25 protein-coding genes are annotated in these 25,034 nt (G+C 64.5%); 10 read left to right on the top strand and 15 right to left on the bottom strand.

Going from position 1 to position 25,034, the window contains the following annotated elements; translation table 11 throughout:
- Positions 1–132 precede the first annotated feature (132 nt).
- From flhC to ACYQ2U_RS14345, 3 genes are all read right to left on the bottom strand, one after another.
- Complete coding sequence (gene flhC / locus ACYQ2U_RS14335) at positions 133–666, bottom strand: flagellar transcriptional regulator FlhC (RefSeq protein ID WP_459951069.1); 534 nt, start codon at positions 664–666, stop codon at positions 133–135.
- A 10-nt stretch (positions 667–676) separates the two neighbouring features.
- Positions 677–994: a flagellar transcriptional regulator FlhD gene (gene flhD, locus ACYQ2U_RS14340; RefSeq protein WP_459951070.1), complete on the bottom strand. Its 318-nt coding sequence runs from the start codon at positions 992–994 to the stop codon at positions 677–679.
- 378 nt (positions 995–1,372) lie between these two features.
- Positions 1,373–3,328: a GGDEF domain-containing response regulator gene (locus ACYQ2U_RS14345; protein ID WP_459951071.1), complete on the bottom strand. Its 1,956-nt coding sequence runs from the start codon at positions 3,326–3,328 to the stop codon at positions 1,373–1,375.
- Positions 3,329–3,500: 172 nt separating this feature from the next.
- Between ACYQ2U_RS14345 and ACYQ2U_RS14350 the strand changes: the two genes are divergently transcribed.
- Positions 3,501–4,055: an NUDIX hydrolase gene (locus ACYQ2U_RS14350; protein ID WP_459951072.1), complete on the top strand. Its 555-nt coding sequence runs from the start codon at positions 3,501–3,503 to the stop codon at positions 4,053–4,055.
- On the opposite strand, the gene ACYQ2U_RS14355 is transcribed toward ACYQ2U_RS14350, so the two are convergent.
- On the bottom strand, positions 4,039–4,647 hold the full coding sequence (locus tag ACYQ2U_RS14355; RefSeq protein ID WP_459951073.1) for an energy transducer TonB: 609 nt from the start codon (positions 4,645–4,647) through the stop codon (positions 4,039–4,041). The genes ACYQ2U_RS14350 and ACYQ2U_RS14355 overlap by 17 nt on opposite strands.
- A gap of 79 nt (positions 4,648–4,726) precedes the next feature.
- Between ACYQ2U_RS14355 and ACYQ2U_RS14360 the strand changes: the two genes are divergently transcribed.
- Entirely contained in the window at positions 4,727–5,311 is a 585-nt protein-coding gene (locus tag ACYQ2U_RS14360; protein WP_459951074.1) for an HNH endonuclease, read from the top strand.
- Positions 5,312–5,427: 116 nt separating this feature from the next.
- On the top strand, positions 5,428–7,695 hold the full coding sequence (locus ACYQ2U_RS14365; RefSeq protein WP_459951075.1) for a YgiQ family radical SAM protein: 2,268 nt from the start codon (positions 5,428–5,430) through the stop codon (positions 7,693–7,695).
- On the opposite strand, the gene ACYQ2U_RS14370 is transcribed toward ACYQ2U_RS14365, so the two are convergent.
- Positions 7,640–8,773 carry an ankyrin repeat domain-containing protein gene (locus tag ACYQ2U_RS14370; RefSeq protein WP_459951076.1) on the bottom strand — a complete coding sequence of 378 codons (1,134 nt, stop codon included), beginning with the start codon at positions 8,771–8,773 and terminating at the stop codon, positions 7,640–7,642. The genes ACYQ2U_RS14365 and ACYQ2U_RS14370 overlap by 56 nt on opposite strands.
- A 44-nt stretch (positions 8,774–8,817) precedes the next feature.
- Here ACYQ2U_RS14370 and ACYQ2U_RS14375 point away from each other — a divergent pair, with 44 nt between their 5' ends.
- The gene (locus ACYQ2U_RS14375; protein ID WP_459951077.1) at positions 8,818–9,381 is read left to right on the top strand and encodes an energy transducer TonB; all 564 of its coding nucleotides are present in this window, start codon (positions 8,818–8,820) and stop codon (positions 9,379–9,381) included.
- A 9-nt stretch (positions 9,382–9,390) separates the two neighbouring features.
- Here ACYQ2U_RS14375 and ACYQ2U_RS14380 read toward each other — a convergent pair whose 3' ends face one another.
- From ACYQ2U_RS14380 to yihA, 8 genes are all read right to left on the bottom strand, one after another.
- Positions 9,391–10,296: a decaprenyl-phosphate phosphoribosyltransferase gene (locus ACYQ2U_RS14380; RefSeq protein ID WP_459951078.1), complete on the bottom strand. Its 906-nt coding sequence runs from the start codon at positions 10,294–10,296 to the stop codon at positions 9,391–9,393.
- Entirely contained in the window at positions 10,284–11,822 is a 1,539-nt protein-coding gene (locus ACYQ2U_RS14385) for an ArnT family glycosyltransferase (protein ID WP_459951079.1), read from the bottom strand. The genes ACYQ2U_RS14380 and ACYQ2U_RS14385 overlap by 13 nt, the downstream gene beginning before the upstream one ends.
- Positions 11,823–11,826: 4 nt before the next feature.
- Complete coding sequence (gene aroG, locus ACYQ2U_RS14390) at positions 11,827–12,918, bottom strand: 3-deoxy-7-phosphoheptulonate synthase AroG (RefSeq protein WP_459951080.1); 1,092 nt, start codon at positions 12,916–12,918, stop codon at positions 11,827–11,829.
- 73 nt (positions 12,919–12,991) lie between these two features.
- Positions 12,992–13,258, bottom strand: coding sequence for a cell division topological specificity factor MinE (gene minE, locus ACYQ2U_RS14395; protein WP_459951081.1), 267 nt, complete (start codon positions 13,256–13,258; stop codon positions 12,992–12,994).
- A 1-nt stretch (position 13,259) separates the two neighbouring features.
- Positions 13,260–14,075 carry a septum site-determining protein MinD gene (gene minD, locus ACYQ2U_RS14400; RefSeq protein ID WP_459951082.1) on the bottom strand — a complete coding sequence of 272 codons (816 nt, stop codon included), beginning with the start codon at positions 14,073–14,075 and terminating at the stop codon, positions 13,260–13,262.
- Positions 14,076–14,176: 101 nt separating this feature from the next.
- A complete protein-coding gene (gene hemB / locus ACYQ2U_RS14405) occupies positions 14,177–15,184 on the bottom strand; it encodes a porphobilinogen synthase (protein WP_459951083.1) in 1,008 nt (335 codons plus the stop codon).
- Between the two features lie 356 nt (positions 15,185–15,540).
- Positions 15,541–15,840 carry a hypothetical protein gene (locus ACYQ2U_RS14410; RefSeq protein ID WP_459951084.1) on the bottom strand — a complete coding sequence of 100 codons (300 nt, stop codon included), beginning with the start codon at positions 15,838–15,840 and terminating at the stop codon, positions 15,541–15,543.
- Positions 15,841–15,893: 53 nt separating this feature from the next.
- Complete coding sequence (gene yihA / locus ACYQ2U_RS14415; RefSeq protein WP_459951085.1) at positions 15,894–16,523, bottom strand: ribosome biogenesis GTP-binding protein YihA/YsxC; 630 nt, start codon at positions 16,521–16,523, stop codon at positions 15,894–15,896.
- Positions 16,524–16,637: 114 nt separating this feature from the next.
- Here yihA and ACYQ2U_RS14420 point away from each other — a divergent pair, with 114 nt between their 5' ends.
- The 3 genes from ACYQ2U_RS14420 (at position 16,638) to ccsB (ending at position 20,592) form a co-directional block, all read left to right on the top strand.
- Positions 16,638–17,282 carry a c-type cytochrome gene (locus tag ACYQ2U_RS14420; RefSeq protein ID WP_459951086.1) on the top strand — a complete coding sequence of 215 codons (645 nt, stop codon included), beginning with the start codon at positions 16,638–16,640 and terminating at the stop codon, positions 17,280–17,282.
- A gap of 111 nt (positions 17,283–17,393) precedes the next feature.
- Positions 17,394–19,433 (top strand): cytochrome c biogenesis protein ResB, encoded by a 2,040-nt coding sequence (locus ACYQ2U_RS14425; protein WP_459951087.1) that lies wholly within the window; start codon positions 17,394–17,396, stop codon positions 19,431–19,433.
- Positions 19,434–19,449: 16 nt separating this feature from the next.
- Entirely contained in the window at positions 19,450–20,592 is a 1,143-nt protein-coding gene (gene ccsB, locus ACYQ2U_RS14430) for a c-type cytochrome biogenesis protein CcsB (protein ID WP_459951088.1), read from the top strand.
- A 67-nt stretch (positions 20,593–20,659) separates the two neighbouring features.
- On the opposite strand, the gene ACYQ2U_RS14435 is transcribed toward ccsB, so the two are convergent.
- On the bottom strand, positions 20,660–21,820 hold the full coding sequence (locus ACYQ2U_RS14435) for a pyridoxal phosphate-dependent aminotransferase (RefSeq protein ID WP_459951089.1): 1,161 nt from the start codon (positions 21,818–21,820) through the stop codon (positions 20,660–20,662).
- Positions 21,817–22,692, bottom strand: coding sequence for a ferritin-like domain-containing protein (locus ACYQ2U_RS14440; RefSeq protein ID WP_459951090.1), 876 nt, complete (start codon positions 22,690–22,692; stop codon positions 21,817–21,819). Before ACYQ2U_RS14440 ends, ACYQ2U_RS14435 begins: the two co-directional genes overlap by 4 nt.
- A 103-nt stretch (positions 22,693–22,795) precedes the next feature.
- Here ACYQ2U_RS14440 and msrP point away from each other — a divergent pair, with 103 nt between their 5' ends.
- The 3 genes from msrP to ACYQ2U_RS14455 are packed head-to-tail and all read left to right on the top strand — an operon-like array spanning position 22,796 to position 24,915.
- Positions 22,796–23,725 carry a protein-methionine-sulfoxide reductase catalytic subunit MsrP gene (gene msrP / locus ACYQ2U_RS14445; protein WP_459951091.1) on the top strand — a complete coding sequence of 310 codons (930 nt, stop codon included), beginning with the start codon at positions 22,796–22,798 and terminating at the stop codon, positions 23,723–23,725.
- Positions 23,726–23,734: 9 nt separating this feature from the next.
- Positions 23,735–24,391, top strand: coding sequence for a protein-methionine-sulfoxide reductase heme-binding subunit MsrQ (locus ACYQ2U_RS14450; RefSeq protein ID WP_459951092.1), 657 nt, complete (start codon positions 23,735–23,737; stop codon positions 24,389–24,391).
- Between the two features lie 8 nt (positions 24,392–24,399).
- A complete protein-coding gene (locus ACYQ2U_RS14455; protein ID WP_459951093.1) occupies positions 24,400–24,915 on the top strand; it encodes a DUF2242 domain-containing protein in 516 nt (171 codons plus the stop codon).
- The last annotated feature ends 119 nt before the right edge of the window (positions 24,916–25,034 follow it).

Consider the following 25,034-nt stretch of genomic DNA (forward strand, 5'->3'; position numbering starts at 1 on the left):
CACGCTCAGCGCTCAATAATAGCCTCAAACCACGGCTCGGCACTATCACCAACCGGGTAAACCCCAAGCAAAACGGGGTGTCGCCACAACAGCAGACACCCCGCATCAAGGAAACAGCCAATAATCAATAGCTTATACGGCAGCCGCAATCACTTTCCGCGTCTTGCCGGCGCGAGCCGGCATGTGGCACAGACCGCAGACGTAGCCCTTGGTCGGATCAAAGGCGTGGGTCACGAATTCACCACCGCACTCCTTGCACGTGGCCATTTGCAGCATATTGGCCTCGAAGAAACGCACCATGGTCCAGGCCCGGGTCAGGGACAGCACGGTTTCCATGCCGCCCCGCTTCACTTGCTCCAGATACATGCGATAGGCCTTGATGATCAACTCCAGGCCCTTGAGATTGGTGTTTTTCTCGAAGAAGCGGAAGTAAGCCATGAACAAGGAGGCATGGATATTGGGCTGCCAGGTCATGAACCAGTCCGTGGAGAAAGGCAGCATGCCCTTGGGAGGGGACTCGCCCTTCACTTCCTTGTACAGCTTCAACAAGCGTTCCCGGGACAACTTGGTCTCGGCTTCCAACAATTGGAGACGGGCGCCCAGCTCGATCAGTTCGATGGCCAGGCGGATGTCGCGGGCTTCCAGGATGACGGACTTGTTACGCATGGCGGCGGCCTCAGGCGACGGCTTCCACCGGCTTGCCGGCGGCGAGGATGGCGGCGTGGATATGGCCGACGCCACGATCCCGCTCGTGATTGGAGAGCAGGTTCAGCAACAGGCTGTCGTTGAAGCGGAAGCTGCACAAGAGCATGTCGGAACCGGCCATTTTCAGTACTTGCCCGGGAGTCAGGCGATCCAGGATGTCAGCCACTTCCTCGCTGATACCCAGACGAAAGATGGCGGCCTCGCGGTCGGCCCGGACCATGCTTTGGGCCAACATCAGGTAGGCGAGATTGACTTCCTTGATATCGTTGTAGGTGTCCGTCGCGGTCATCGTGCACTCCTTGAGAATTAGCCCCTAAGTGATTGAGGCAACGGGCGCATTCTCGGTGCACCGCAAAAAGTGCACTAGCGGTGGACTGCGGGATATTTCGTAGGAAAGCAGTAGACCTCCGATGTAGGAATATTCCTACATAGAGCGTCAACTACATGATTGGGTTTACCTTTTCACCGCTTGCACGGCAAAGTGCCCGAAGACCGGAATCTGGCTGTCGATCATTTTTTTGTATTCGCCAGACCTGTTTCCCCGCAATCTGAAGAGGTGTGCATGCTACCCAGCGGGGGTGACGGCCAATTAAACAATCAAGCCCCAAAGCCTGCCGGAAATCCCTGGTTCAGAACCTCGCCGATCGGCTAACCACGGGGGTTTCCGTCATCCGTTAGCAGATGAATCGACGGCAGAAAGGGAAGGAAGCTGGAGGGAAACCGTGCAATTGCGACCTTTGCCCTTGGCCAGGCGGGCGCCCTCGTCGGCCGCCTTGATCAAATCGTCGGGCCGGGCCATGGCAGGCAGTCGCTGCGCCACGCCGATACTGACACTGCACCGCACGACGCCCCCATCCACCACCACTTTCAGGGCCGCCACCGCCTGCCGTACCCGCTCGGCACAGACCATCGCCGCGTCCAGATCGGTGTTGGGACAGATGGCCAGGAATTCGTCCCCGCCGAAACGGCAGACCACGTCCTCCAGCCGCAAGCCGGTCTTGATGGCCTGGGCGGTTTGCTTGAGCACCGCGTCGCCCACGTCATGGCCATGGTTGTCGTTGACGGGCTTGAAGTTATCCACGTCGATCACCAGGCAGGCCAACGGATTGCCGCTACGGGACGAGGCCGCCCAATCCTGCTGCAAGCGGGCCATGGCGTAACGCCGGTTGGGGAAACCGGTGAGGAAGTCGGTCAACGCCACTTGTTGCAATTTGCGATTGGTCACCGCCAGTTCGGCGGCAAAACGGCGGATATCGTCCCGATCCCGCTCCACTTCGTTCTGTAACTTGATCACCCGCTGCCCCGCCCGCAGACGGGCGGTGAATACCCGGGGGTTGAGGGGCTTGGTCATGAAGTCGTCAACACCGCACTCGAAAGCCTCCACCAGGGCGTCGTCGGTTTCCAGGGCCGTCAGGATCATGATGTAAACGCCGCGTCCGGACGGGGAGTCGCGCAGGGCGCGGGTCAGCTCGGGGCCGTTCATGCCCGGCATCATCCAATCGGTGATCACCATTTCCGGCTGGATCTCCCGGGCCAACTCCAGGCCCCGCAAGCCATCCTCGGCCTCGAAAACCTCGTGCCCCACGTCCGCCAGCAGCTTGCGCAACAACAGCCGCGTGGCGTTGTCATCCTCCACCAGCAGCACCCGCAGCCGGTAGCCCTCCTGGCCGCCCTTCAACAACAACCCATCGCTGACCTGGGGCGGGGAAGGCATGCTGGAAAGATCGACGAAGGGGGGCATGTCCTTGGCCGGAATGTGCAACAAGGCGCCCCACTCCTTCCATTCCTTCGCCACCTTGTCGCAAATGACCATGATGGCCTCGGCGTCCAGCGAAAGCCGGCCGGCCAACATGAACAGCTTGGGCATCATGTGGCGCCACTCGGTTTCCGGCGCCAGGCAGATATCGGCCACGTGGCCGGCCAGGGCCAGGGCCATGGTCAGGTGCAGGGCCCGGCTGCCTTCCTCGAAGCGGGCCCGGTCCGGCGTCTCGCAATACAGCACGGGGTCGGTGAAGGCCTGGGGCAGTCCCCAGTCGCCGAGCATGGCTGCCGCCAACTGGCCGTGGTTGAGGGCGAAGACCTTCTCTTCCGCTGCCAGCAGGACCTCCGCGTCACGGCCGGCACAATCCTTCAACAGCCGCGAATACTCGTCGGGGAACAGGGTGGCCAGCGCCAGGTTGCCCACGCCGGCCAGCAGGCCGACGCAGAATGCCTCGTCCGCCACGGCGCCACGGGTACGCTGCATCAGGGCCTGAAGGGCCAGGCCGTTCACCAGGGAATGGGACCAGAAATACTGGTAATCGAAGGCCTCGCACTTGCCGCTGCCGTAATTGGCCAGCAGGGAGAAGCCCAGGGCCAGGGTCCTCACCGAGGCGATGCCCAGTACCGACAGCGCATCGGGGATGGAGGCCACGGGCCGGCGGCCCGCCGCCTGGGCGGAATTGGCCGCCTTGATCAAACGCCCGGCAAACGCCGGGTCGGCGCCGATGGCTTTGGCCAACTCGCTGAGGGGCACATCCTCTTTTTGCGTCAGGCGGATGATGGCCAGGGCCGCCCCCTTGGGGGACGGCAACTCGCCGGTCGCGCGCAATTGCTCGAATTTAGCGGTATCGATGGGTGTCATGGAATAACGGTTTGCCCTACGGATGGATGCGTCGCGCCCACGGCAAACCCTTGCGGCCTCCCTGCACACCCGACAGCCTTATACAAAATCAATATTATCATGCCGTTATCAAGTCTCGCCAAAGACAGGCAGCGGTCAGACCGCCTGGGGCCGGGGTTAGAATCGCCAGATCATGCACCCCGCCGTCCATTATTGTTCCGTCTGCGGCTCACCGGTACAACAGCTCGTTCCCCCGGGGGACACCAAGCTGCGCCATGTCTGCCCGAGCTGCCAGACGATCCATTACCAGAACCCCCGCATCGTGGCGGGCACCCTGCCGGTCTGGCAGGACAAGGTCCTGCTCTGTCGCCGCGCCATCGAACCCCGCCACGGCTACTGGACACTCCCCGCCGGCTTCATGGAAAACGGCGAGAGCCTGGAGCAGGCCGCCGAGCGGGAAACGGCGGAAGAAGCCGGTTGCCGCATCCAACTGGAAAACCTGTTCGCCGTGGTCAGCATTCCCCACATCCACCAAGTGCATTTTTTCTACCGCGCCGAACTGCTCAGCCCGGACTGCCACCCCGGCGAGGAAACCTTGGAAGCCGCCCTTTTCCCTGAAGCCGACATCCCCTGGCCGGACCTGGCCTTCCACTCCGTCCGCTACGCCCTCGAACGATTCTTCGCCGAACGCCGCCAAGGCGCCCGTCTGCTCCACAGCACCACCCTGAATCCTACGGCGCCAGACTGAAGCTCACCGGCAACACCAGGGAAAACGCCTTGCCCTGCAAGGACTCGGGCAATACCGCGCGGCGTGCGCCCTGGTCCATCATGGCCAACGCCGCCTCGTCCAGGGCGGCGTGGCCGCTGGAGCGTTCCAGGCTGACGCGCACCGCCCCCTGGGTCAGCACCGCAACCCGTAGTTCCGCCGTACCCTGCCACCCCGCCTGGGCCGCTGCGGGCGGATAGCGCCAGAATGGCCGGGCTTGCACGGCCAGGGCCATGCGGTAGCCCCGCATGCCTTCCGCATCCAATACCGCATCACTGGATGAGGGCTCGGCACCTGGCGCCCCATTACCCCGTCGCTCCGGCGCCGCGCGGGCCAAGGTCGGCACGTTGGTCGACGGCCGATCCGCGGACGGTGTCGTCACCGGTCTTGGCAGGGTCGTGGCGGGAAGGGGAAGCTGGGAGGGCTGGGAAGACGACAGGGCCACCAGGGTGGCCCGCAGCGGCGCGCTTCCCGCCCGCCGCCAGGTCGCCGCGAAGAAATCCGGTTCGGGCATCAGCAGCCAGGCGTGCAACACCAGGGAAGCCGCCAGGGCACGCAACAGAGGAAGGCGCAAAATAGTCCTGTATTCTCCGATGGGCAAAGCCATAAGTCTTTGTTAGGCTAAGGCAATATCAGGATTCTAGGTGATCCCCATGCGTGCGATACCCCTGATTCTCACGTTGGACCAACACGGCGTACCCCACCGCTGGGTGCACTGGCAGCACGCCTGTTTCTATTACGCCAAGGACCTGGTGGCCTGGACCATCGGCGAGCACAGCTTCACCGTCCATGGCGGCATCAACCGCCTAACCGGTGAACGCTCGGAAATCCGCACCAACAGCATCATCGCCATTCGCGGCAAGGCCCTGGGCGGGCGCTCCCTGCACCAGGTGCCGCCCCTCACCAACCGGGAACTGTTCCAGCGCGACCGCCATATCTGCGCCTATTGCGGCGAGGAACTCCCCGGCAGCCGCCTGACCCGGGACCACGTGCATCCCGTCTCCCAGGGCGGCAAGGACATCTGGATGAACGTGGTGGCCGCCTGCCGCTCCTGCAACCAACGCAAGAGCGGCCGCACCCCGGAACAGGCGCGGATGGAATTGCTTTATGCCCCCTACGTGCCCAACAAGGCCGAGTACCTGATCCTCTGCAATCGCAGCATCCTGGCGGACCAGATGGATTTCCTCGCCCGCCAGGTGTCGCCCCACAGTCGCCTGCGCCTGCCGGTCGCGGCCTGATTCACCGACAGGGCAAAGCCCCTGTCAAAAACATGGGCGACGCCATCGGCACAAAGCCTTAAAATCCGGCCCCTTACGATTTCCGGGCGCACTCGCGCCTGCGTGCTCCGCTCCCCATGGAACCCAAATCCCTCACCTCCTGGCGCCCCTACTGGGCCAAGCGTTTCGGCACCGCGCCCTTCCTGCCCATGAGCCGGGCGGAGATGGACCAGCTCGGCTGGGATTCCTGCGACGTCATCCTGGTCACCGGCGACGCCTACATCGACCATCCCAGCTTTGCCATGGCCCTGCTGGGGCGGCTGCTGGAAACCCAGGGCTTCCGCGTCGGTATCCTCAGCCAGCCGGACTGGCACAACGCTGACGATTTCAAGAAGCTGGGTAAGCCCAACCTCTACTTCGGCATCACCGCGGGCAACATGGATTCCATGGTCAACCGCTATACCGCCGACCGCAAGATTCGCAGCGACGACGCCTACACCCCCAACGCCGAGCCCAACAAACGGCCGGACCGGGCGGTGATCGTCTATGCTCAACGGGCGCGGGAAGCCTACGGCGACGCCAACATCGTCATCGGCGGCATTGAAGCCTCCCTGCGCCGCATCGCCCACTACGACTACTGGTCGGACAAGGTACGCCGCTCCATCCTGCCCGACAGCAAGGCCGACCTGCTGCTGTTCGGCAATGCCGAACGGGCCCTGGTGGAACTCACCCACCGCCTGGCCAAGGGCGAGCCCATCGAACACATCCGCGACCTGCGCGGTACGTCCTTCATGGTGCCGCGCAACTGGAAACCGGCGGAAGACTGGGTGGAAGTGGACTCCACCACCGTGGACATGCCGGGTCGGGTGGACGCTCACCCCGATCCCTACGCCATGAGCCAGGGCTCGACGGGACAAACGGCAGCCCCCAGTAATGGGGCCGATGGCGGCATCCACCCCATCCGCATCATCCCCGTGGCCGAACGGGTCGCCGCCCGCAAGGCGGCCCGTTCCCATCAGGTCGTGCGCCTGCCGTCTTACGACCGGGTCGCCGAAGACCCGGTGCGCTACGCCCACGCCAGCCGCACCTTCCACCTGGAAGCCAACCCCGGCAATGCCCGGGCCTTGGTCCAGGGCCATGGCGACCGGGACGTGTGGCTCAACCCGCCCCCCATTCCCCTCACCACGGCGGAGATGGACCACGTTTTCGGTCTGCCCTACGCCCGCAATCCTCATCCCAGTTACGGCGACGCCAAGATTCCGGCCTGGGAAATGATCCGTTTCTCGGTGAACATCATGCGCGGCTGCTTCGGCGGCTGCACCTTCTGCTCCATCACCGAACACGAAGGCCGCATCATCCAGAGCCGCTCGGAGGAGTCCATCCTCCGCGAGATCGAGGAAATCCGGGACAAGACCCCCGGCTTCACCGGCGTCATCTCCGACCTGGGCGGCCCCACCGCCAACATGTACCGGCTGGCCTGCAAGGACAAACAGATCGAGTCCTCCTGTCGCCGTCTGTCCTGCGTCTATCCCGGCATCTGCGAAAACCTGGGCACCGACCACGGTCCGCTGATCCAGCTCTACCGCAAGGCCCGGCAACTGCCCGGCGTGAAGAAGATCCTGATCGGCTCCGGCCTGCGCTACGACCTTGCGGTGAAATCGCCGGAATACATCAAGGAACTGGTCACCCACCACGTCGGCGGCTACCTCAAGATCGCCCCGGAGCACACGGAAGAAGGCCCCCTGTCCAAGATGATGAAACCGGGCATGGGCACCTATGACCGCTTCAAGCAGATGTTCGAGAAAGCCTCGAAGGAAGCGGGCAAGGAGCAGTACCTGATTCCCTATTTCATCGCCGCCCACCCGGGCACCACCGACGAGGACATGCTGGAACTGGCCCTCTGGCTCAAGCGCAACGACTTCCGCCTGGATCAGGTGCAGACCTTCCTGCCCACGCCCTTGGCCCTGGCCACGGCCATGTGGCACACGGAAAAGAATCCGCTGAAAAAAGTAAACCGGGAATCGGAACAGGTGGCGGTGGTGCGCGGCGGTCGGCAACGTCGCTTGCACAAGGCCTTCCTGCGCTACCACGACCCCGAGAACTGGCCCCTGTTGCGGGAAGCCCTGAAAGACATGGGCCGCAGCGATCTGATCGGCAACGGCAAGAAGCACCTGATTCCCGCCTGGCAGCCGGAAGGCGCCGGCAAGTCACGCTTTGGCCAGGGTCGTCAGGCGAACGATGGCAAGACCGGGCGACCAGTGCATGGCCGCGCCGCCACGGCCCGCACCGACCTGGACCGGCCCCAGTTGGCCAAGCCCACGGCCACTCCCTTGGCCAAACCCGCCCAGCCTAGTCGCCGCGGTAGTTCTTCACCGCATCAAAGAAAGCGCGGCGCAGTTCGGTAGTGGGCTTGCCCGCCGCCTCGGCGGCCTTTAGCTGGCGCAGCAACTCGGCCGGGTCCTTGCTCATGGCGCCGGTCGCCGCGCTGCCGCTGGCGGGACTGCCGGCCCGGGTGCCGGCGTAGACCATCTCGGCCCGTTCCGCGCCGGGCCTCTGCCGTTCGGCGGTGATCACCAGGGCCTGGGGCTGCTTGGGCATGCGGGGATTGATCACGTTGGGCTGGGGCATGGTTGTACGGGTGGGCATGTTGTCGCGCTTGAACTCCGCCACCGCTTCGTACAGGGCCTTGCGCAATTCCGCCGTGGGCTGCCCCGTCGCTTCCGCCCGGTTGATCTGGCGCAGGATCTCGGCGATGCGCTGGGGCGGCGGCACCGAGCGGATCGCCACGCCGAAGCTCTGGGGCGGCGACTTCACCGCCAGGGCGAAGGCTTCCGGCGTCGCCACCATCTTGGCGATCTTCAGGTTGTTGTGGCGCATGGCCCAGGTCAGGGCGCTTTCGCCGGCATCGTTGCGGATACTGGTGTCGGCGCCGGCTTCCACCAGGGTCTGGGCGATCTTCTCGTGACCCTCCCGGGCCGCCATCATCAGCACCGTGGAACCATTGGGCGCCTGGCCGTTGATGTTGGCGCCCCGCTCGATCAGGTATTTGCTCAACTCCTCATGGCCGGCGAACACGGCGTAGTGCAGGGCGCTCCATTCCTTGCCGCGCCGGTTGAGGGCCGCGCCTTTGGACAGCAGCCACTTGACCGCCTCCGTCTGCCCCTTCCAGGCCGCCAATTGCACCGCCTGCTCGCCGTTGCGATTGACGAAGTTCACATTCGCCCCGCGCTGGACGAACAGTTCCATCAGGGGGATGTTGCCTTCCCAGGCGGCAATCATCAGCCCGGTGCCGATCCGGTCCGCCAAGAAGTTGGGCGGCAGGCCCTCGTCCAGCCATTGGCGGGCCTTGTCCAGGTCGCCCACCTCCATCGCCACGCCGAAAGCGACGGGGTCCGGCAGCGCGGCACGGGCCGCGGGCAAGGCCGTCAAAAGGGCCAGCCAGGCCAGAAAAGTCCGCAAAAAAGCTCGGGATAAGCCAGTCATCACTGCATCCATCCTTAACAGTCCGGCAGGGATAATAGGGGCAAATGGTCCCGCTCAAAACCCCGGGCAGCCGCCCCTTGCGGCCCCATCTTTTCACCGCCCTGCTGCTCTCCCTGCTCGGCCACGGTCTGGTGCTGTTCTCCAGCGCCCTCAAGCTGCCGCCACCGCCGCCGGCACCCTTGACCGTAGATCTGCCCCCCACGGCCGCGCCCATCGCGGAGCCCCTGCTGAAGAACACCCTGGAAACCGCCGAACCGGCGCCGGCAAAGCCCGCCGACCCGCCGCCTCAAGGTGAGCGGAACGCACCTGCCGTCAACAAGCCCGCGACCAGCAAGAACAGCGTTCGCAATCCGGTGGAGGCCGCCCAGCGCAAGCTCGCCCAGCACCTCTACTATCCGCCCCAGGCCATCGCCGCCGGCCTGGAAGGAGAAGTCCGTCTGCTGTTGAGCCTGGACCCGACCGGCCGCATCGTGGACGCCGAAGTGGCCGCCAGCAGCGGCCACGCCATCCTCGACCAGGCCGCCCTGCGCGCCGCCTGGGCCATGGGCAGCCTATCCGGGGTGGAAAAGAAGGAAATGATCCTGCCGGTGGTGTTCCGCCTGCGCTGAGGCGAAACGCTAGAAGCGGCCGGTGAGCACCGCCAGCACCGTGGCCAGCCAACCAGCGCCGGCCAGGATCAGGTGGGGATCGGTGAACATGTCCGTAGCCGTGTCGCCGCCGCCACCTCGGTGGTGGAGCAGGAACAGGTAGCGGAACATGCCGTAGAGGACGAAGGGCACGGTCAGGATCAGGTGGTTGCTGCCGTGCAGGGCCACGGTCTCGGCACTCAGGGTGTACAGGCTGTAGGACACCACGGTACAGGCCAGGGTGACGGTGATGAACTGGTCGAGCAGGGTCTCGGAATAATCCTCCAGCACCCGCCGGTGGGCGGACGGATCACCGGCCACGGCATTGAGCTCGGCCCGGCGCTTGGCGAAGCCGAGGAACAGGGTCAGCATCAAACCGCAGAGCAACAGCCAGTGGGATGGCGCAATGCCCAAGCCCAGGGTGCCGGCCAGCAGGCGCAGCATGAAACCGGCGGCGATGAGGAACACGTCCAGCACCACCACGTGCTTGGCCCCCAGACTGTAGAAGCCGTTGATCACGAGATAGGCGACGAAGACCCAGGGCGCCGAGCCGGCCCGGGTGAAGGCCAGGGTCAGACCACCGATCAAACACAAGGCCAACAGCACCAGGGCCGCCGGCAGGCTGACCCGGCCACTGGCCAGGGGCCGGTGGCGCTTCTTCGGATGCTGACGATCCTGTTCCCGGTCCAGCAGGTCATTGAAGACATAGACCGCCGAGGACAGCAGGCAGAAGGCGGCGAAAGCCCACAACCCCTGGGCCAGCAACGCCGTATCGCGCCAGGCGTGGCCGAACAGCAGACCCACCAGGACGAAGCTGTTCTTCACCCACTGGTGGGGCCGCAGCAGGCGCAGGTAAGGGCCCACGCCAGCCCGCAGGGCGTGGATCAGCGCGGCCATGGCAGCTCGGGCCAGTAGCGGTCATGAAAGTAGCAAGCGCGCTGGGGCAGCTTGCCGGGAATGCGGTAGTACTTGTCGCGCACGGTGGTCAACACGGTATCCCGGTAGCGGTTGAAGTCGAATCCTTGGCCGAAGATCAGGCGGAAGGTCACCCCGTGGAGGACAAAGGTTTCCGTACGAAGTTCGCGGAAGTAGGGCTCGTACTCGCCGGGAGCGGGTTCGCTCTTGCGCAGGATCAGAATGTTCTTGCCGTCGAGGGCGCGGAAATCCGTGAGGATGTCGTCGTGGCGGGCATGGCTGCTGGCTTCACCGAACACCAGGAAATAGCGGCGGGCGTTGTAGCCCAAGGTCACGGCGTCGGCGTAGCCGTTGCTGGCGAAGGCATAGTCAGCGGCATAAGGCTCGATCCGTGCGGCCAGATTGCGGGCCTCGAAGGCGAGCACGGCGCTTTCGTACCAGTTGGTCTTCTTCCAGTCGTCCAGTTGGGTGAAGCTGATGCCCACCAGCAGGAACACCTGCACGGCAGCGAACAGGGCAAAGAAACCGCCGGTGCGGCGCAGGGAGCGGGCCGGCAGATACAGGGCCAGCAGCAGGCCGCAGAAGGGCAGGAAAGACAGCACCCAGTGCAGGCCGACGGTCTTTTCCAGGGACAGCACGCCAAACAGGACCAGGGGCACCAGGGCCAGCAGGGACAGGCTGCGACGCTCGGCGGCCAGCAGGCCCGGCGTCAGGCGGAGCAGACCCCAAACGGCCGGCGGCGTCAGCAGGTACACCATCATCAACAGGTAGGCGACGCTGTTCTTCCAGCCCAGGGCCGCATCGCCGTGACGATTGACGAAGTTGAACATGTAGTTGGGCCAGCAGTGGCCGGCGTTCCACCAGGCCATCAGCAGCAGGCCCGGCACGCAGCAGGCGTAGGCCAGCAACAGGCCCAGCCAGGCACGGCGGGAGGGACGCAGCAGCACGTCAAGTAGGTAGGCGAAACCGAGGAAGACGACGAAATACTTGGACAGCACCGCCCCCGCCAGCAGCACGCCGGCAGCCAGATACCAGCCCAGGCGCTCGGTCTTGCGGGCCAACAGCCAGCACAGGCCGGACAGCACGGAGAAATAGATCAGGGGCGTATCGGTGGTGACCAGCACGTTCCAAACGAAGGCCGGCGACAGCAGGGTGAGCAGGGCCGCCCACCAACGGCGGAACTCCCCCGCTTCGGGCCATAGCCGGGGCACGAACCAGGCCACGGCAGCGGCCAGGACGAAAGGTTGCAGCACCGGCGTCAGGCGCAGCCACCATTCGGCATCCCCCAGCAGCAGTTGCGCGGCCAGCCACCAGCCGACCATGGGCGGATGGTCGTAGAAGCCCCAGTCGGGAATCTTGCCCCACCAGATGAAGTAGGCCTCGTCCCCGGTCATGGGCAGGGCGGCGGCCAGCCAGAGGCGGAAGATCAGCAGCGGGAGCAGCAGCCCAAAGAAAAGACGGCGTGGGAACACGCCGTCATTGTCCGTCCCGAACCAGGCAAAGCCCATGGACTTACTTGTCTTCCAGGGCCAGGCGGCGCTTGCGCACGCCCTCGGCCAGCAGGTCGAGCACGGTGAGGGTGTCTTCCCAGCCGATGCAGGCGTCGGTGATGCTCTGGCCGTATTCCAGGGGCTTGCCCGGCGTCAGGTCCTGGCGACCTTCCTTGAGGTGGGACTCGACCATCACGCCGAAGATGCGGTCGTCGCCCGCCGCCAGTTGGCCGGCAACGTCCTTGGCCACGTCCACTTGCAGCTTGAACTGCTTGCGACTGTTGGCGTGGGAGAAGTCCACCATCAGCTTGGCGGCAAGACCGGCCTTGCCCAGGTCGATGCAGGCCGCCTCGACGGAGGCGGCGTCATAGTTGGGTTCCTTGCCGCCGCGCAGGATGACGTGGCAGTCCTCGTTGCCCTTGGTGGAGACGATGGCCGAGTGGCCGGCCTTGGTCACCGAAAGGAAATGGTGGGGACTGGAGGCGGACTTGATGGCATCCACAGCGATGCGGATGTTGCCGTCGGTGCCGTTCTTGAAGCCCACGGGACAGGACAGGCCGGAAGCCAGTTCCCGGTGCACCTGGGACTCGGTGGTGCGGGCGCCGATGGCGCCCCAGGAGATCAGGTCGGCGATGTACTGGGGGGTGATCATGTCGAGGAACTCGGTGCCGCAGGGCACGCCCATCTCGTTGATCTCCCATAGCAGCTTGCGGCCCAGACGAATGCCGTCGTTGATGCGGTAGCTGTTGTCCAGGCCCGGGTCGTTGATCAGGCCCTTCCAGCCCACGGTGGTGCGGGGCTTTTCGAAATACACCCGCATCACCACCTCCAGGTCGGCCTTGAGCCGTTCCCGCTCGGCCTTGAGACGGCGGGCATAGTCCAGGGCGGCGGCGGGATCGTGGATGGAGCAGGGACCGATCACCACCACCAGGCGGTCGTCGGCGCCGTGGAGCACGTTGTGGATCGCCTTGCGACTGTCGTAACTGGTGCGCGCTGCCTGTTCCGTGGCGGGAAACTCCCGCAGCACATGGGCGGGGGGAGTCAGTTCCTTGATTTCCTTGATGCGGACATCGTCGATTTCATGTTTCATGGCGGCAGACAGCTTCTCGGGCATGACGTCCGGCGGCGGCCCAGGGGCCCACGCCAGCGGGGTGGGGCCGCTCCGACGGACGGAGCGGCGACGGGTTTCAGACGGTGCGGGCCGCGTCGGGCAGCACGATGTTGACTTCCAGCACCTCGTAGTTGTCCTGCTTTTCCAGGGACACCCGGATGTCGTCCGGATTGATCTTGACGTACTTGGAAATCACCGCCACCAGATCCTGTTGCAAGGCCGGCAGGTAATCGGCGGACGGGCTGTTGTCGCTGCGTTCCCGGGCGATGATCAGTTGCAGGCGTTCCTTGGCGACGCTGGCGGATTTGGGCTTGCTGCCGAAGAGCAGGTCGAGCAGGGACATCTCACTTGCCTCCGAAAATGCGCTTGAGGAGGCCGGGCTTTTCGTAGTCCACGAACCGCAGGGGCTGGTCCTCGCCGAGGAAGCGGGCGATCACGTCCTTGTAGGCCTCGGCCACGTCGGACTCGGGCAGGTGGATGGCGGGGGTGCCCTGGTTGGAGGCATGCAGCACGGTCTCGGACTCGGGGATGACGCCGATGATGGGCACCCGCAGGATTTCCTGCACGTCCTTGTAGGACAGCATTTCGCCGTCTTCCACGCGCTTGGGGGAATAGCGGGTCACCAACAGGTGCTCCTTGACCGGTTCGCCACCGGCCTCGGCGCGCTTGGACTTGGCTTGCAGGATACCCAGGATGCGGTCGGAATCGCGCACCGAGGACACCTCGGGATTGGTCACCACCAGGGCCTCGTCGGCGAAGCGCAGGGCCATCAGGGCGCCGCTTTCGATGCCGGCGGGGCTGTCGCAGACGATGTAGTCGAAGCCCATGTGCTCCAGTTCCTTCAGTACGCGCTCGACGCCCTCCTCGGTCAGGGCGTCCTTGTCCCGGGTCTGGGAGGCGGGCAGGACGAACAGGTTGTCGCAGTGCTTGTCCTTGATCAAGGCCTGGTTGAGGCTGGCTTCGTTGTTGATGACGTTGATCAGGTCGTACACCACCCGGCGTTCGCAACCCATGATCAGGTCCAGGTTGCGCAGGCCCACGTCAAAGTCGATGACGGCGGTCTTGAAGCCGCGCAGGGCCAGACCGGAGGAAAAACTGGCGCTGGTGGTGGTCTTGCCGACCCCGCCCTTGCCGGAAGTCACGACGACGATTCGGGTCATGAGCTGCACTCTCGAAAAATAAGGAAAGCCGGAATTTTACCGCCGGCTTCCTGGGGTTTACTGTGGAATAAGCGGGAATTACCGACGTAACGCCGGCGGTTTCAGGCGCCTTCCTTCAGCCAGCGGGCGGCGTCCAGGGCGAAATAGGTGAGGATGCCGTCGGCGCCGGCCCGCTTGAAGGCCAGCAGGCTTTCCAGGGCACAGGCTTTCTCGTCCAGCCAGCCGTTGGCGAAGGCAGCCTTGAGCATGGCGTACTCGCCGCTCACCTGGTAGGCGTAGGTGGGCACGCCGAACTCGTCCTTCACCCGACGCACGATGTCCAGGTAGGGCATGCCCGGCTTGACCATCACCATGTCGGCCCCCTCCTCCAGGTCCAGGGCCACTTCCCGCAGGGATTCATCGCCGTTGGCCGGGTCCATCTGGTAGGTGTATTTGTTGCCCTTGCCCAGGTTGCCGGCGGAGCCCACGGCGTCGCGGAAAGGACCGTAGAAGCTGGAGGCGTACTTGGCGGAATAGGCCAGGATGCGGGTGTAGATCAGCTTCTCGGCGTCCAGGGCAGCGCGGATGCGGCCAATGCGACCATCCATCATGTCCGAGGGCGCCACCACGTCGGCCCCGGCCTGGGCGTGACACAGGGCCTGCTTGGTCAGGGCTGCCAGGGTTTCATCGTTGAGCACGTAACCGGCATCGTCGATCAGGCCGTCCTGGCCGTGGCTGGTGTAGGGATCCAGGGCCACGTCGGTGATGATGCCCAGCTCGGGGAATTCCTTTTTCAAACGGGCCACCACCTGAGGCACCAGGCCCTCGGGATTCCAGGCTTCCCGGGCATCCAGGCTTTTCTTGCCGGCGCCGATCACCGGGAACAGGGCCAGGGCCGGCACCCCTAGGGCGAGGGCCTGCTCGGCCACGGGCAGCAGCCGGTCCAGGGTCACCCGTTCCACGCCGGGCATGGAGGCCACGGACTCGGTCCGGTTTTCCCCTTCCAGCACGAACACCGGATAGATCAGGTCGTCGGCGCTCAAGCGGTTCTCCCGCATCAGGCGGCGGGAAAAATCGTCGCGACGCATGCGGCGCATGCGCAGGGAAGGGAATTTGCCTTGGGTATTCATGGTTGCGCTTTCGAGATTCGGAAAAGATCCGTTCCCGCGGGAACGAACCCGGAACTTTACCTTTGCTTGCCCCTCATAGGAAACGGAGGGCGTCAGGATTGCTGTCCTTCGCCCTTCCCCGCTTCACCTCCCTGAGCGGGTGCCTTGATCCCCTTCAAGGCCTTGTCGCCCCCGGTTTCCTTCCTTTCGGACCGGGGGTTTCTTTTTGGCACAGCCCAAAAGAAACCCCCGGCAAGCCGGGCCATGGTGAGCCATCCCCCACCCCCTCCGTCGACAGGGCTCAGGACGGGCTTCCCACGGGAAGGGGGCGGTTGATTGGCGCACCAGGCTCCGCCGGTGCGACACCCTAACGTCTTTTACTCTCCAGCGAGAAGCCCTTGAAGTTCAGCATGGGCGTTCACATACAGAGCGAATTCGCGCTCATTGCCTTCAATGTTGTCAATGATTTTCAAGTAAAGAGACTTGTTTTTATGGTCAAGATTGATCGCCTTCAGTGCGGTATCGATCGCCTTGGTCCCAGCCTCTTTTTTTCCTTCAGCACACAACACGCACCCTAGAAAGAACAAATCTTTGACTGCTGTCCCAACGGCGTGCCGTTGATCAAGAGAATGCATTGTGGAATCAATACTTTCCCATTCACTTTGCGTCGGTAGCATTTCTTTCTCCAAAGGCTTGGCTGAATTACTCAGCCCTTTTCCCCAAATACGAATCAGGTAATTGGTAGATCAGCCGGCAGCAAGGGCGCGAGCCAGCCGCCGACGACCTTTTCCACTTCCTCGATGCCGGTCTTCTTCAGGCTGGAGAAGAGTTGCAGGGTAAGTTTGTCGTTGCCGGGATAGAGCTTGACCAATTCGGCCTTGGCGGCACGCAGCAGCTTGATCTGCTCCTGGTGGGTCAGCTTGTCGGCCTTGGTCAGCAGGCAATGGATGGGACGGCCCGAGGGGGCAAACCAGTCGATCATCTGCTTGTCCAGGTCGGTGAAGGGACGGCGGGCGTCCATGATCAACACCAGCCCCGCGAGATTGGTGCGCTCGGTCAGGTAGTGCTCCAACAGCCCCTGCCATTGACGGCGCACGGCCTCGGGCACTTCGGCGTAGCCGTAGCCGGGCAAGTCGATCAGGGCCGCGCCGTTCTTCAGGCGGAAGACGTTGATCAACTGGGTACGGCCGGGGGTCTTGGAAACGTAGGCCAGCCGGGTGTGGCCGGCCAGGGTGTTGATGGCCGAGGACTTGCCGGCGTTGGAGCGGCCGGCAAAGGCGATTTCGGGGGCCAGGGACAGGGGCAAACCTTGCGGGCTGGCTGCGGAAATCTCAAAAACAGCGTGTCGAAACAGGGACATGGATTTTTCAGGCAAGGGGAGGGGAGGCGCACAGAGGGCGTCCCAATAGGCGCAGCAGCAATGCTGGTATAGAATATCAGGCTTTCCGCTACCCCCGCTCCGAGGAGTTGTTCCATGAAGCGCTTTTTGCTGCCGCTGATCTTCCTTGCCGCGACTGCCGCCCAGGCAAACGAGGCTGCCCCCGCCCCCAAGGCCGACATCGCCAAGGGTAAGGCCATTGCCGCCACCGTCTGTGTGGCCTGCCATGGCGCCGACGGCAACAGCACCATCGCCGCCAACCCCAAACTGGCCGGTCAGCACGCCGATTACATCGCCAAGCAGCTGCGCGAATTCAAGAGCGGCGCCCGCAACAACGCCGTGATGCTGGGCATGGCCAGCGGCCTGTCCGAGGACGACATGCGCAACCTGGGCGCCTGGTTCGCTTCCCAGGAACAAAAGGGCGACAGCGCCAAGAACCGCGACACCGTCGAATTCGGCCAGAAGCTGTTCCGCGCCGGCAACGCCAGCAAGGGCCTGCCCGCCTGTGCCGGCTGCCACGGTCCCGCCGGTGCCGGCATTCCCGCCCAATACCCCCGTATCGGCGGCCAGTTCGCCGACTACATCGAAGCCCAGTTGAAGGCCTTCCGCGAAGCCGGCACCAATCCCAATCCGGTGAATGGCCGCGCCAACGACCCCAACAAGATGATGCGGGGCGTCGCTGCCAAGATGACCGACTACGAAATCAAGGCCGTGGCCGACTACGTGGCCGGCCTGCGCTGAACCAACGCGCAGACTTCCAGTCTGAATACGAGAAAGGGTGGCCTTGCCACCCTTTTTCTTTGAAGATCGCCCAATCCCGTTTCCACTCCAGGGACTTCGTCCTCGCCGACCATGACTCGACGCCTTGCCCGCAACCTGTACGAGCTGTTCAGCTCCATGCGTTTCGCCATCAGCCTGCTGACCCTGCTGGCCATCGCCTCCGTCGTCGGCACCGTGCTCAAGCAGAACGAACCCTTCAACGCCTATCTCAACCAGTTCGGTCCCTTCTGGTTTCCCATTTTTGAAAAGCTCGGCCTTTACGGCGTCTATCACGCCGGCTGGTTCCTGGTGGTGCTGGCCTTCCTGGTGACCTCCACCAGCCTTTGCATCCTGCGCCAGGGACCGCAGATGCTCAAGGAAATGAAGACTTTCCGCGAACAGGCCAAGGAAGCCTCCCTGCGCCAGTTCGCCCACCATGCCAGCCTGCCCCACAGCGGCGACGTGGCCGCCGCCCAAGCTGCGGTGACGGCCTATCTGGACCGGCAAGGCTTCGCCCACCGCGTAGTACAGCGGGACGACGGCGTGCTGGTGGCGGCCAAGGCCGGTAGTTGGAGCCGCCTCGGCTACCTGCTGGCCCACGGCGCCATCGTCATGATCTGCGTCGGCGGCCTGCTGGACGGCGATCTGCCCCTCAAGCTGCAACTGATGTGGGGCGACAAACACCTGGCCCCGGCCAATTCCCTGATGTCCCAGATCAAGCCGGAGAACCGGCTGGACGCCGACCACTGGAGCTATCGCGGCAACGTCTTCCTGCCCGAGGGCCAGCGTTCCGGCGTGGCCGTGCTCAACGTGGACGACGGCATCCTGCTGCAAGCCCTGCCCTTCGACCTGGAACTGAAAAAGTTCACCGTGGACTTCTACTCCACCGGCATGCCCAAGCGCTTTGCCAGCGAAGTGGTGGTCACCGACCGGGCAACCGGTGAGCAGTTCGAACGCACCATCGAAGTGAACAAGCCCCTGGAATACAAGGGCATCACCCTCTACCAGGCCAGCTTCGACGACGGCGGCTCCAAGCTCAAGCTCGAAGCCCACAGCCTGACCGCCGGCTCCCTGGAAACCCTGCCCCTGGACGGTGTGGTGGGCGAGTCGATGCGCCTCACCCGCCGCAGCGAACCCCTGACCCTGGAAGTCACCGGCTTTCGCCCGATCAACGTGGAAAACACCGGCGACGACGACGGCGCCAAGTCCGGCACCCTGGACAGCCTGAGCAGCCACCTGGGCAGCGCCGCCAAGACCGCGGGCAAGAAGGACAAGCAGAACGTCGGCCCCAGCATGACCTACAAGCTGCGGGACGCCCAGGGCCAGGCCCGTGAGTTCCACAGCTACATGCTGCCCATCGTCCAGGACGGTCGTCCCTTCTTCATCGCCGGCATCCGCGAAGGCGCCATGGAAAATTTCCGCTACCTACGCCTGCCGGCCATGGACGGCAAGCTGGACGACTGGCTGCTGCTGCGCGCCGCTCTCACCGATCCGTCCCTGCGTGGCGCCATCGCCCGCCGCTTCACCGCCATGGCCCTGCGTGGCGAGGCCATTTCGGAAACCATGCGCAGCAAGCTGAGCGACACCGCCGAGAACACCCTGTCCCTGTTCGCCCAGGGTGGCTACGAGGCCATCGACCAGTTCATCCGCGGCCAAATTCCCCAGGCCGAGCAGCAAAAAGCCGCCGAGGTCTTCATCAAGGTGCTGCAAGGCGCCGCCTGGGAAGCCTGGCAATTGGCCCGGGAAAAGCAAAAGCTCAAGCCCCTGGTCATGAGCCCGGAACGGGCGGCCTTCGTCACCGATGGCCTCAATGCCATCTCCGACAGCTTCCACTACAACGCCCCCTTCCTGCTCACCCTGAAGGACTTCCAACAGGTCCAGGCCAGCGTCATCCAGGCGACCCGTTCCCCTGGCCGCAACGTGGTCTATCTGGGCTGCGCTTTGTTGGTGGCCGGCGTATGCTTCATGCTTTACGTGCGGGAGCGACGCCTGTTCGTGCTGATCAAGAAGGACGGCGACGCCCTGCTGGCGATGAGTTCCAACCGCAAGACGTTGGAACTGGACGACGCCTTCACCCGTCATAGCCAGGCCCTGGGCGAGGTTCTCGCCACCCCGGACCGCAACGCGAGTTAAGCATCAAGGAGTTCCCATGGAATTGGCCCAGAAACACCCCGACCTGCCCCTGCTGCGCCGCCTCAAGCCCCTCGACTGGCTGGCGGCCCTGTTGCTGCTGCTCGGCGCCGGCTATGCCCTGAGCGTCTACGGCCCGTACATGGACGGCTACGAAAAGGGCATCCTGTTGGCCGCCGTGCCCACCTGCGCCCTGTTGGCCTGGAAGTGGGCCGGCCTGCGCAACCTGATGGCCCTGGTGGCGGTCCTGGCACTGTCCGGCATCAATCTCTACCACGGCGATCTGGCCCGGGCCGAACAGGCCTTCTTCCTCAAGTTCTTCCTCTCCAGCCAGACCGCCATCGGCTGGATGTGCGCCCTCTTCTTCATGGCCACCGCCAGCTACGGCATTGGCCTCGGCGCCCGCTCCGACTTCGCCGAGAAGACCGGCAGCGTGCTCACCTGGGCCGCCACCGTGGCCGGCTTTACCGGCCTCTTGGTGCGCTGGTACGAGTCCTACCTGGTGGGCGCCGACGTCGGCCACATCCCCGTCAGCAATCTCTACGAAGTCTTCGTGCTGTTCTCCCTGATCACCGCCCTGCTCTACCTGCACTACGAAAAGCACTACGCCACCCGCCGCATGGGCGCCTTCGTGCTGCTGGTGATTTCCGCCGCCGTGGGCTTCCTGCTCTGGTACACCTTCAGCCGCGACGCCCAGGAAATCCAGCCCCTGGTGCCCGCCCTGCAAAGCTACTGGATGAAGATCCACGTCCCCGCCAACTTCGTCGGCTACGGCGCCTTCGCCCTCTCCGCCGCCATCGGCGTGGCCTGGCTGCTGGTGCAGCGGGGCATCCTGGCCGACCGCCTGCCCCGGGCCGAGGTGCTGGAGGACGTGATGTACAAGGCCATCGCCGTGGGCTTCGCCTTCTTCACCATCGCCACCATCCTCGGCGCCCTGTGGGCCGCCGAAGCCTGGGGCACCTACTGGCAGTGGGATCCCAAGGAAACCTGGGCGCTGATCGTCTGGCTCAACTACGCCGCCTGGCTGCACATGCGCCTGACCAAGGGCCTGCGCGGCGCGGCCCTGGCCTGGTGGGCCGTGGTGGGTCTGATCGTGGTGACCTTCGCCTTCCTCGGCGTGAACATGTTCCTCTCCGGGCTGCACAGCTACGGCAGTCTGTAACGCCGGCCGCCCCCACAAAAAAGCCCTCGTCCTGCGGGCTTTTTGTTTTAGCTGCGGTTGCTGGCCGTTACACCCGGCTAAGCCGTTCCGCTGCCGCCGCCAGGGTCTGCTCGGTCTTGGCAAAGCAGAAGCGCACCACTCGGTGTTGCCGCTCCGACGACTCGGCGGGATGGAACACGGAGACGGGAATCACCGCCACGCCCCACTCCGTGGTGAGCTGACGGGCGAAGGCCACGTCATCCTGATCGCTGATGGCGTCGTAGCGGGCCAGTTGGAAATAAGTACCGGCGCAGGGCAGCAGGCTGAAGCGGGACCGCGCCAGGGCCTGGCGGAAATAATCGCGCTTGGCCTGGTAGAAGGCTGCTAATTCATCGGCAAAGGCCGGTGCGCTCTTCATGAAATCCGCCAGGGCCAGTTGGGCCGGATGGTTCACGCAGAACACCACGAATTGGTGCGCCTTGCGGAACTCGGCCATGAGGGCCGCCGGGGCCAGGCAGTAGGCGATTTTCCAGCCGGTGATGTGATAGGTCTTGCCAAAACTGGAGACGACGAAGCCGCGCTCCGCCAGTTCGGGATGACGGGCGATGCTTTCATGGCGTCCGTCGTCGAACACCATGTGCTCGTACACCTCGTCCGCCAGCAGCAGAATGTCCGTGTCCCGCACCAGGGTCGCCAGTTGCGCCATGTCCTCGGCCGTCCACACCGAACCCGTCGGGTTGTGGGGCGTGTTGAGAATGATCATGCGGGTACGGGGCGTGATGAGGGCCCGCACCTCGTCCCAGTCGGGTCGGTAGTGGGGAAAGCGCAGGGTGGCCGTCACCACCCTGCCACCATTGAGTTCGATGGCAGGCCCGTAAGCGTCGTACACCGGGGCAAAGACGATCACCTCGTCGCCGGGCCGCACGCAAGCGGTGATGGCCGTGGTCAGGGCTTGGGTGGCGCCAGCCGTGACGGTGACTTCCGTTTCCGGGTGGTAGGCGCGACCGTACAGCCTGTCCACCTTGGCCGCCACCACCTCCCGCAACGCCTGCACGCCGGTCATGGGGGCGTACTGGTTGTGGCCGGCGGCCATGTGGTGAGCAACCCGGGCCAGCAGCTCAGCCGGCGGCGCGAAATCGGGAAAGCCCTGGGATAGGTTGATGGCACCATGTTCCGCCGCCAGGCGGGACATGACGGTGAAAATGGTAGTTCCCACCGCCGGCAGTTTGGATGGCAGATGGACGCTCATGGCAAGGAAGGACCGTCGTCATTGCTGCCCGCCCCTTTACCGCCTTTACCACCGCTTGCATGGGCAGCCCCCAGGGCGCTCAGTTCCAGCGGGCTGAAACCGGCCTGGAGACGTGCGGCCTCGTTCATGGGCGGCTGGGGCTTGGGTACCTGATATTCCGTCATCAGGCGCAGATAGGTTTCCTCCACCGGCAAACTCCGTTCGGCACAGAGATGGCGGAACCATTTGTCGCCCAGGGAGACGTGGCCGATCTCGTCCCGCAGGATGATGTCCAGCAGCGCCACGCCAGCCGCGTCCCCCACCTTCTTCAACTTGGCCTGGATCGGCGGCGAGGCGTCCAGCCCCCGGGCCTCGGCCAGGCGTGGCACCAGGGCCATGCGTACCAGGACGTCGTGGCCGGTCCGCACGTTCAACTGCCAGAGGCCGTCGTGGGCGGGAAAGTCGCCGTAGTCGTGGCCGTAGCCGCGCAGGTGGTCCCGCAGCATCGTGAAGTGCTCGGCCTCCTCGGCGGCCACGGCGATCCAGTCGGCGTAGTACTCGGCGGGCAGGCCGAGGAAACGGTAGGCGTGATCCAGGGCCAGGTCGATGGCGGACCATTCGATGTGCACGATGGCGTGGAACAGGGCCGCCAGGCCTTCGGGCGTGGTGGGCTTGCGCTGGGGCACTTCGTTGGGCGGCACCAGGGGCGGCTTGCTGGGGTAGCCCCGTTCCGTGACCGAAGGCACCGACGCAGGGCCGGCGTCCAGGGACAATGCGCCGGCCTGCCAGGCGGCCGCCAGATCGCGTACCTTCGCCAGCTTGCGTTCCACCCGGCCCTCGGCCAGGGCATCAGCCAGCGCGTCGAACACGGTGTCAAAGAGAACTTCCGCCATGGTTCCTCATCCAAATACTGTAAGGTTTGCCGAATAACAACGACAAAGATGCCAAGCCACGATTCACCGTCCGCTTGGACATCCACCCTCAAGAGAGCCCGCCATGTTAATCAAACGCCCCGATCCTGACGCGGTTTTATCCTCGGAAATCACGCCTCCCGAGATTTATGCCCGCCGCCGCGAGTTCATGCAATGGTCCGCCGGCCTCGCCCTGGGGGCCTTGTTGCCCCAAGCCCGGGGCGCGGAAAAACTCGGCACCCGGCCCAGCCCCCTGTCCACCACGGAAACGCCCACCCCCTACAAACACGTGACGGGCTACAACAACTTCTACGAGTTCGGCACCGACAAGGAAGACCCGGCCCTCAACGCCGGCAAGCTGGACACCCGGGACTGGAAGGTGACCATCGAGGGTCTGGTGAAAAAGCCCAAGACCTTCGACCTGGACCAACTGCTCAAGCTGGCCCCCTTGGAAGAACGTATCTATCGCCTGCGCTGCGTGGAAGGCTGGAGCATGGTGGTGCCCTGGGTCGGCTATTCCCTCTCGGCCCTGCTCAAGCAGGTGGAGCCCCTGGGCAATGCCAAGTTCGTCGAGTTCATTTCCGCCGTGCAGCCGGACAACATGATCGGTGTGCGTCGTCAGGTGCTGGACTGGCCCTATGTGGAAGGCCTGCGCCTGGACGAGGCCCAGCACCCCCTGACCCTACTCACCCTGGGTCTCTACGGCGAGGTGTTACCCAAGCAGAACGGTGCCCCGGTGCGCCTCACGGTGCCCTGGAAATACGGCTTCAAGAGCGCCAAGTCCATCGTCAAGATCCGGCTGGTGGAAAAGCAGCCGCTGATCTCCTGGGAAAAGGCCAATCCCCGGGAGTATGGTTTCTATTCCAACGTGAACCCCGGCGTGGACCACCCCCGCTGGAGCCAGGCCCGGGAACGGCGCCTGGGCGAGTTCGGCAAGCGGGAAACCCTGCTGTTCAACGGCTACAGCGAAGTGGCGCCCCTGTACGCCGGCATGGATTTGAAAAAATATTTCTGAGGCTGTCCCATGATGCGTTTCATCCCCCAGTTCAAGTTCGTCCTCTTCCTGCTCTGCCTGGTGCCCGCCGCCCGCCTGGGCTGGGACTTCCAGCAGGACGCCCTGGGAGCCAACCCCATCGAGGCCCTGACCCGCAGCCTGGGCACCTGGGCCCTCAACTTCCTGCTGATCACCCTGGCCGTCACCCCGGCCCGCAAGCTGCTGGGCTGGCACTGGCTGGGACGATTGCGGCGCATGCTGGGGCTCTACGCCTTCTTCTACGCCCTGCTGCACCTGACCAGCTATCTGTGGCTGGATCAGTTTTTCGTCTGGCAGGACATCGCCAGGGACATCCTCAAACGGCCCTTCATCACCGTGGGCATGGCCTGCTTCGCCCTGCTGGTACCACTGGCCGTCACCTCCAACGCCTACGCCATCCGCCGCCTGGGGGGAAAACGCTGGAACGAGCTGCACCGCACGGTTTACGCCATCGGCATCCTGGCCGTGCTGCACTACGCCTGGCTGGTGAAGCTGGACATCACCAAGCCCCTGATCTACGGCCTGATGCTGGCCGTCCTGCTCGGCTTCCGCGCCTTCTGGCGCTACCAGGAGCGGCAACGACAACTGGCCGGGGCCTACCTGAAGAAACCACGGGGTCGTATCATTCCCATCGTTCCCAAGCCCTGAGCGATGCCATGAACCGCCCCCTGCGACTGCTGTCCCTTTGCGCCCTCCTGTTGCTTGCCGCCTGCGGCGGCGAGCGGGCCTACCACCGGGACGAACGCTTCGACACCGACCTGCGCCGCCACGACTACGCCGCGACCAAGGCCGCCCTGTGTACCGCTGCCCAGCACGTGCTGGTGGCCCAGGGTTATTGGCTCAACCGGCGCGAGGACGGCGCCGACACGGTGTTGATGGGGCAGAAGGAGTTCAAGGAAAAGACCAGCGGCCACAGCGTGTTGCAGGTGCAGGCGGTGTGCAGCGACAAGGGCAAGGGTTCCGCCCTGTTCGTCACCGCCCTGGAAAGCCGTTTCGACGTGGCCGTCGCCACGGAAAAAACCGGCGTGGGCTTGCCCCTGGTGTCGCCCCTCTCGGTGTCCAGCACCAGCACCAGCGAGAACCAGCTCAAGCGCAGCGGCGAGACTGTCAATGAGCGGGGCTTCTACGAGGCCCTGTTCAAAGCCGTCGAGCGGGAACTGGCGGGCAAGTAAGCCTGCCCGTTCTGCTTGCGTCATTCCCGCGCAGGCGGGAATCCAGCGGCTGTTCTGCCGGCGGCCAAGTCGCTGGGTCCCCGCCTGCGCGGGGACGACGGTAGCCAATCGCGGCGCCC

The sequence above is a fragment of the Denitratisoma sp. agr-D3 genome (genome assembly GCF_054658675.1).

What these genes read in the sequence shown, in the direction of transcription:
- flhC (WP_459951069.1), bottom strand. Translation starts at nt 666, where the DNA reads ATGCGTAACAAGTCCGTCATCCTGGAAGCCCGCGACATCCGCCTGGCC.
- flhD (WP_459951070.1), bottom strand. Translation starts at nt 994, where the DNA reads ATGACCGCGACGGACACCTACAACGATATCAAGGAAGTCAATCTCGCC.
- ACYQ2U_RS14345 (WP_459951071.1), bottom strand. Translation starts at nt 3,328, where the DNA reads ATGACACCCATCGATACCGCTAAATTCGAGCAATTGCGCGCGACCGGC.
- ACYQ2U_RS14350 (WP_459951072.1), top strand. Translation starts at nt 3,501, where the DNA reads ATGCACCCCGCCGTCCATTATTGTTCCGTCTGCGGCTCACCGGTACAA.
- ACYQ2U_RS14360 (WP_459951074.1), top strand. Translation starts at nt 4,727, where the DNA reads ATGCGTGCGATACCCCTGATTCTCACGTTGGACCAACACGGCGTACCC.
- ACYQ2U_RS14365 (WP_459951075.1), top strand. Translation starts at nt 5,428, where the DNA reads ATGGAACCCAAATCCCTCACCTCCTGGCGCCCCTACTGGGCCAAGCGT.
- ACYQ2U_RS14370 (WP_459951076.1), bottom strand. Translation starts at nt 8,773, where the DNA reads ATGACTGGCTTATCCCGAGCTTTTTTGCGGACTTTTCTGGCCTGGCTG.
- ACYQ2U_RS14375 (WP_459951077.1), top strand. Translation starts at nt 8,818, where the DNA reads ATGGTCCCGCTCAAAACCCCGGGCAGCCGCCCCTTGCGGCCCCATCTT.
- ACYQ2U_RS14380 (WP_459951078.1), bottom strand. Translation starts at nt 10,296, where the DNA reads ATGGCCGCGCTGATCCACGCCCTGCGGGCTGGCGTGGGCCCTTACCTG.
- ACYQ2U_RS14385 (WP_459951079.1), bottom strand. Translation starts at nt 11,822, where the DNA reads ATGGGCTTTGCCTGGTTCGGGACGGACAATGACGGCGTGTTCCCACGC.
- aroG (WP_459951080.1), bottom strand. Translation starts at nt 12,918, where the DNA reads ATGCCCGAGAAGCTGTCTGCCGCCATGAAACATGAAATCGACGATGTC.
- minE (WP_459951081.1), bottom strand. Translation starts at nt 13,258, where the DNA reads ATGTCCCTGCTCGACCTGCTCTTCGGCAGCAAGCCCAAATCCGCCAGC.
- minD (WP_459951082.1), bottom strand. Translation starts at nt 14,075, where the DNA reads ATGACCCGAATCGTCGTCGTGACTTCCGGCAAGGGCGGGGTCGGCAAG.
- hemB (WP_459951083.1), bottom strand. Translation starts at nt 15,184, where the DNA reads ATGAATACCCAAGGCAAATTCCCTTCCCTGCGCATGCGCCGCATGCGT.
- ACYQ2U_RS14410 (WP_459951084.1), bottom strand. Translation starts at nt 15,840, where the DNA reads ATGCTACCGACGCAAAGTGAATGGGAAAGTATTGATTCCACAATGCAT.
- yihA (WP_459951085.1), bottom strand. Translation starts at nt 16,523, where the DNA reads ATGTCCCTGTTTCGACACGCTGTTTTTGAGATTTCCGCAGCCAGCCCG.
- ACYQ2U_RS14420 (WP_459951086.1), top strand. Translation starts at nt 16,638, where the DNA reads ATGAAGCGCTTTTTGCTGCCGCTGATCTTCCTTGCCGCGACTGCCGCC.
- ACYQ2U_RS14425 (WP_459951087.1), top strand. Translation starts at nt 17,394, where the DNA reads ATGACTCGACGCCTTGCCCGCAACCTGTACGAGCTGTTCAGCTCCATG.
- ccsB (WP_459951088.1), top strand. Translation starts at nt 19,450, where the DNA reads ATGGAATTGGCCCAGAAACACCCCGACCTGCCCCTGCTGCGCCGCCTC.
- ACYQ2U_RS14435 (WP_459951089.1), bottom strand. Translation starts at nt 21,820, where the DNA reads ATGAGCGTCCATCTGCCATCCAAACTGCCGGCGGTGGGAACTACCATT.
- ACYQ2U_RS14440 (WP_459951090.1), bottom strand. Translation starts at nt 22,692, where the DNA reads ATGGCGGAAGTTCTCTTTGACACCGTGTTCGACGCGCTGGCTGATGCC.
- msrP (WP_459951091.1), top strand. Translation starts at nt 22,796, where the DNA reads ATGTTAATCAAACGCCCCGATCCTGACGCGGTTTTATCCTCGGAAATC.
- ACYQ2U_RS14450 (WP_459951092.1), top strand. Translation starts at nt 23,735, where the DNA reads ATGATGCGTTTCATCCCCCAGTTCAAGTTCGTCCTCTTCCTGCTCTGC.
- ACYQ2U_RS14455 (WP_459951093.1), top strand. Translation starts at nt 24,400, where the DNA reads ATGAACCGCCCCCTGCGACTGCTGTCCCTTTGCGCCCTCCTGTTGCTT.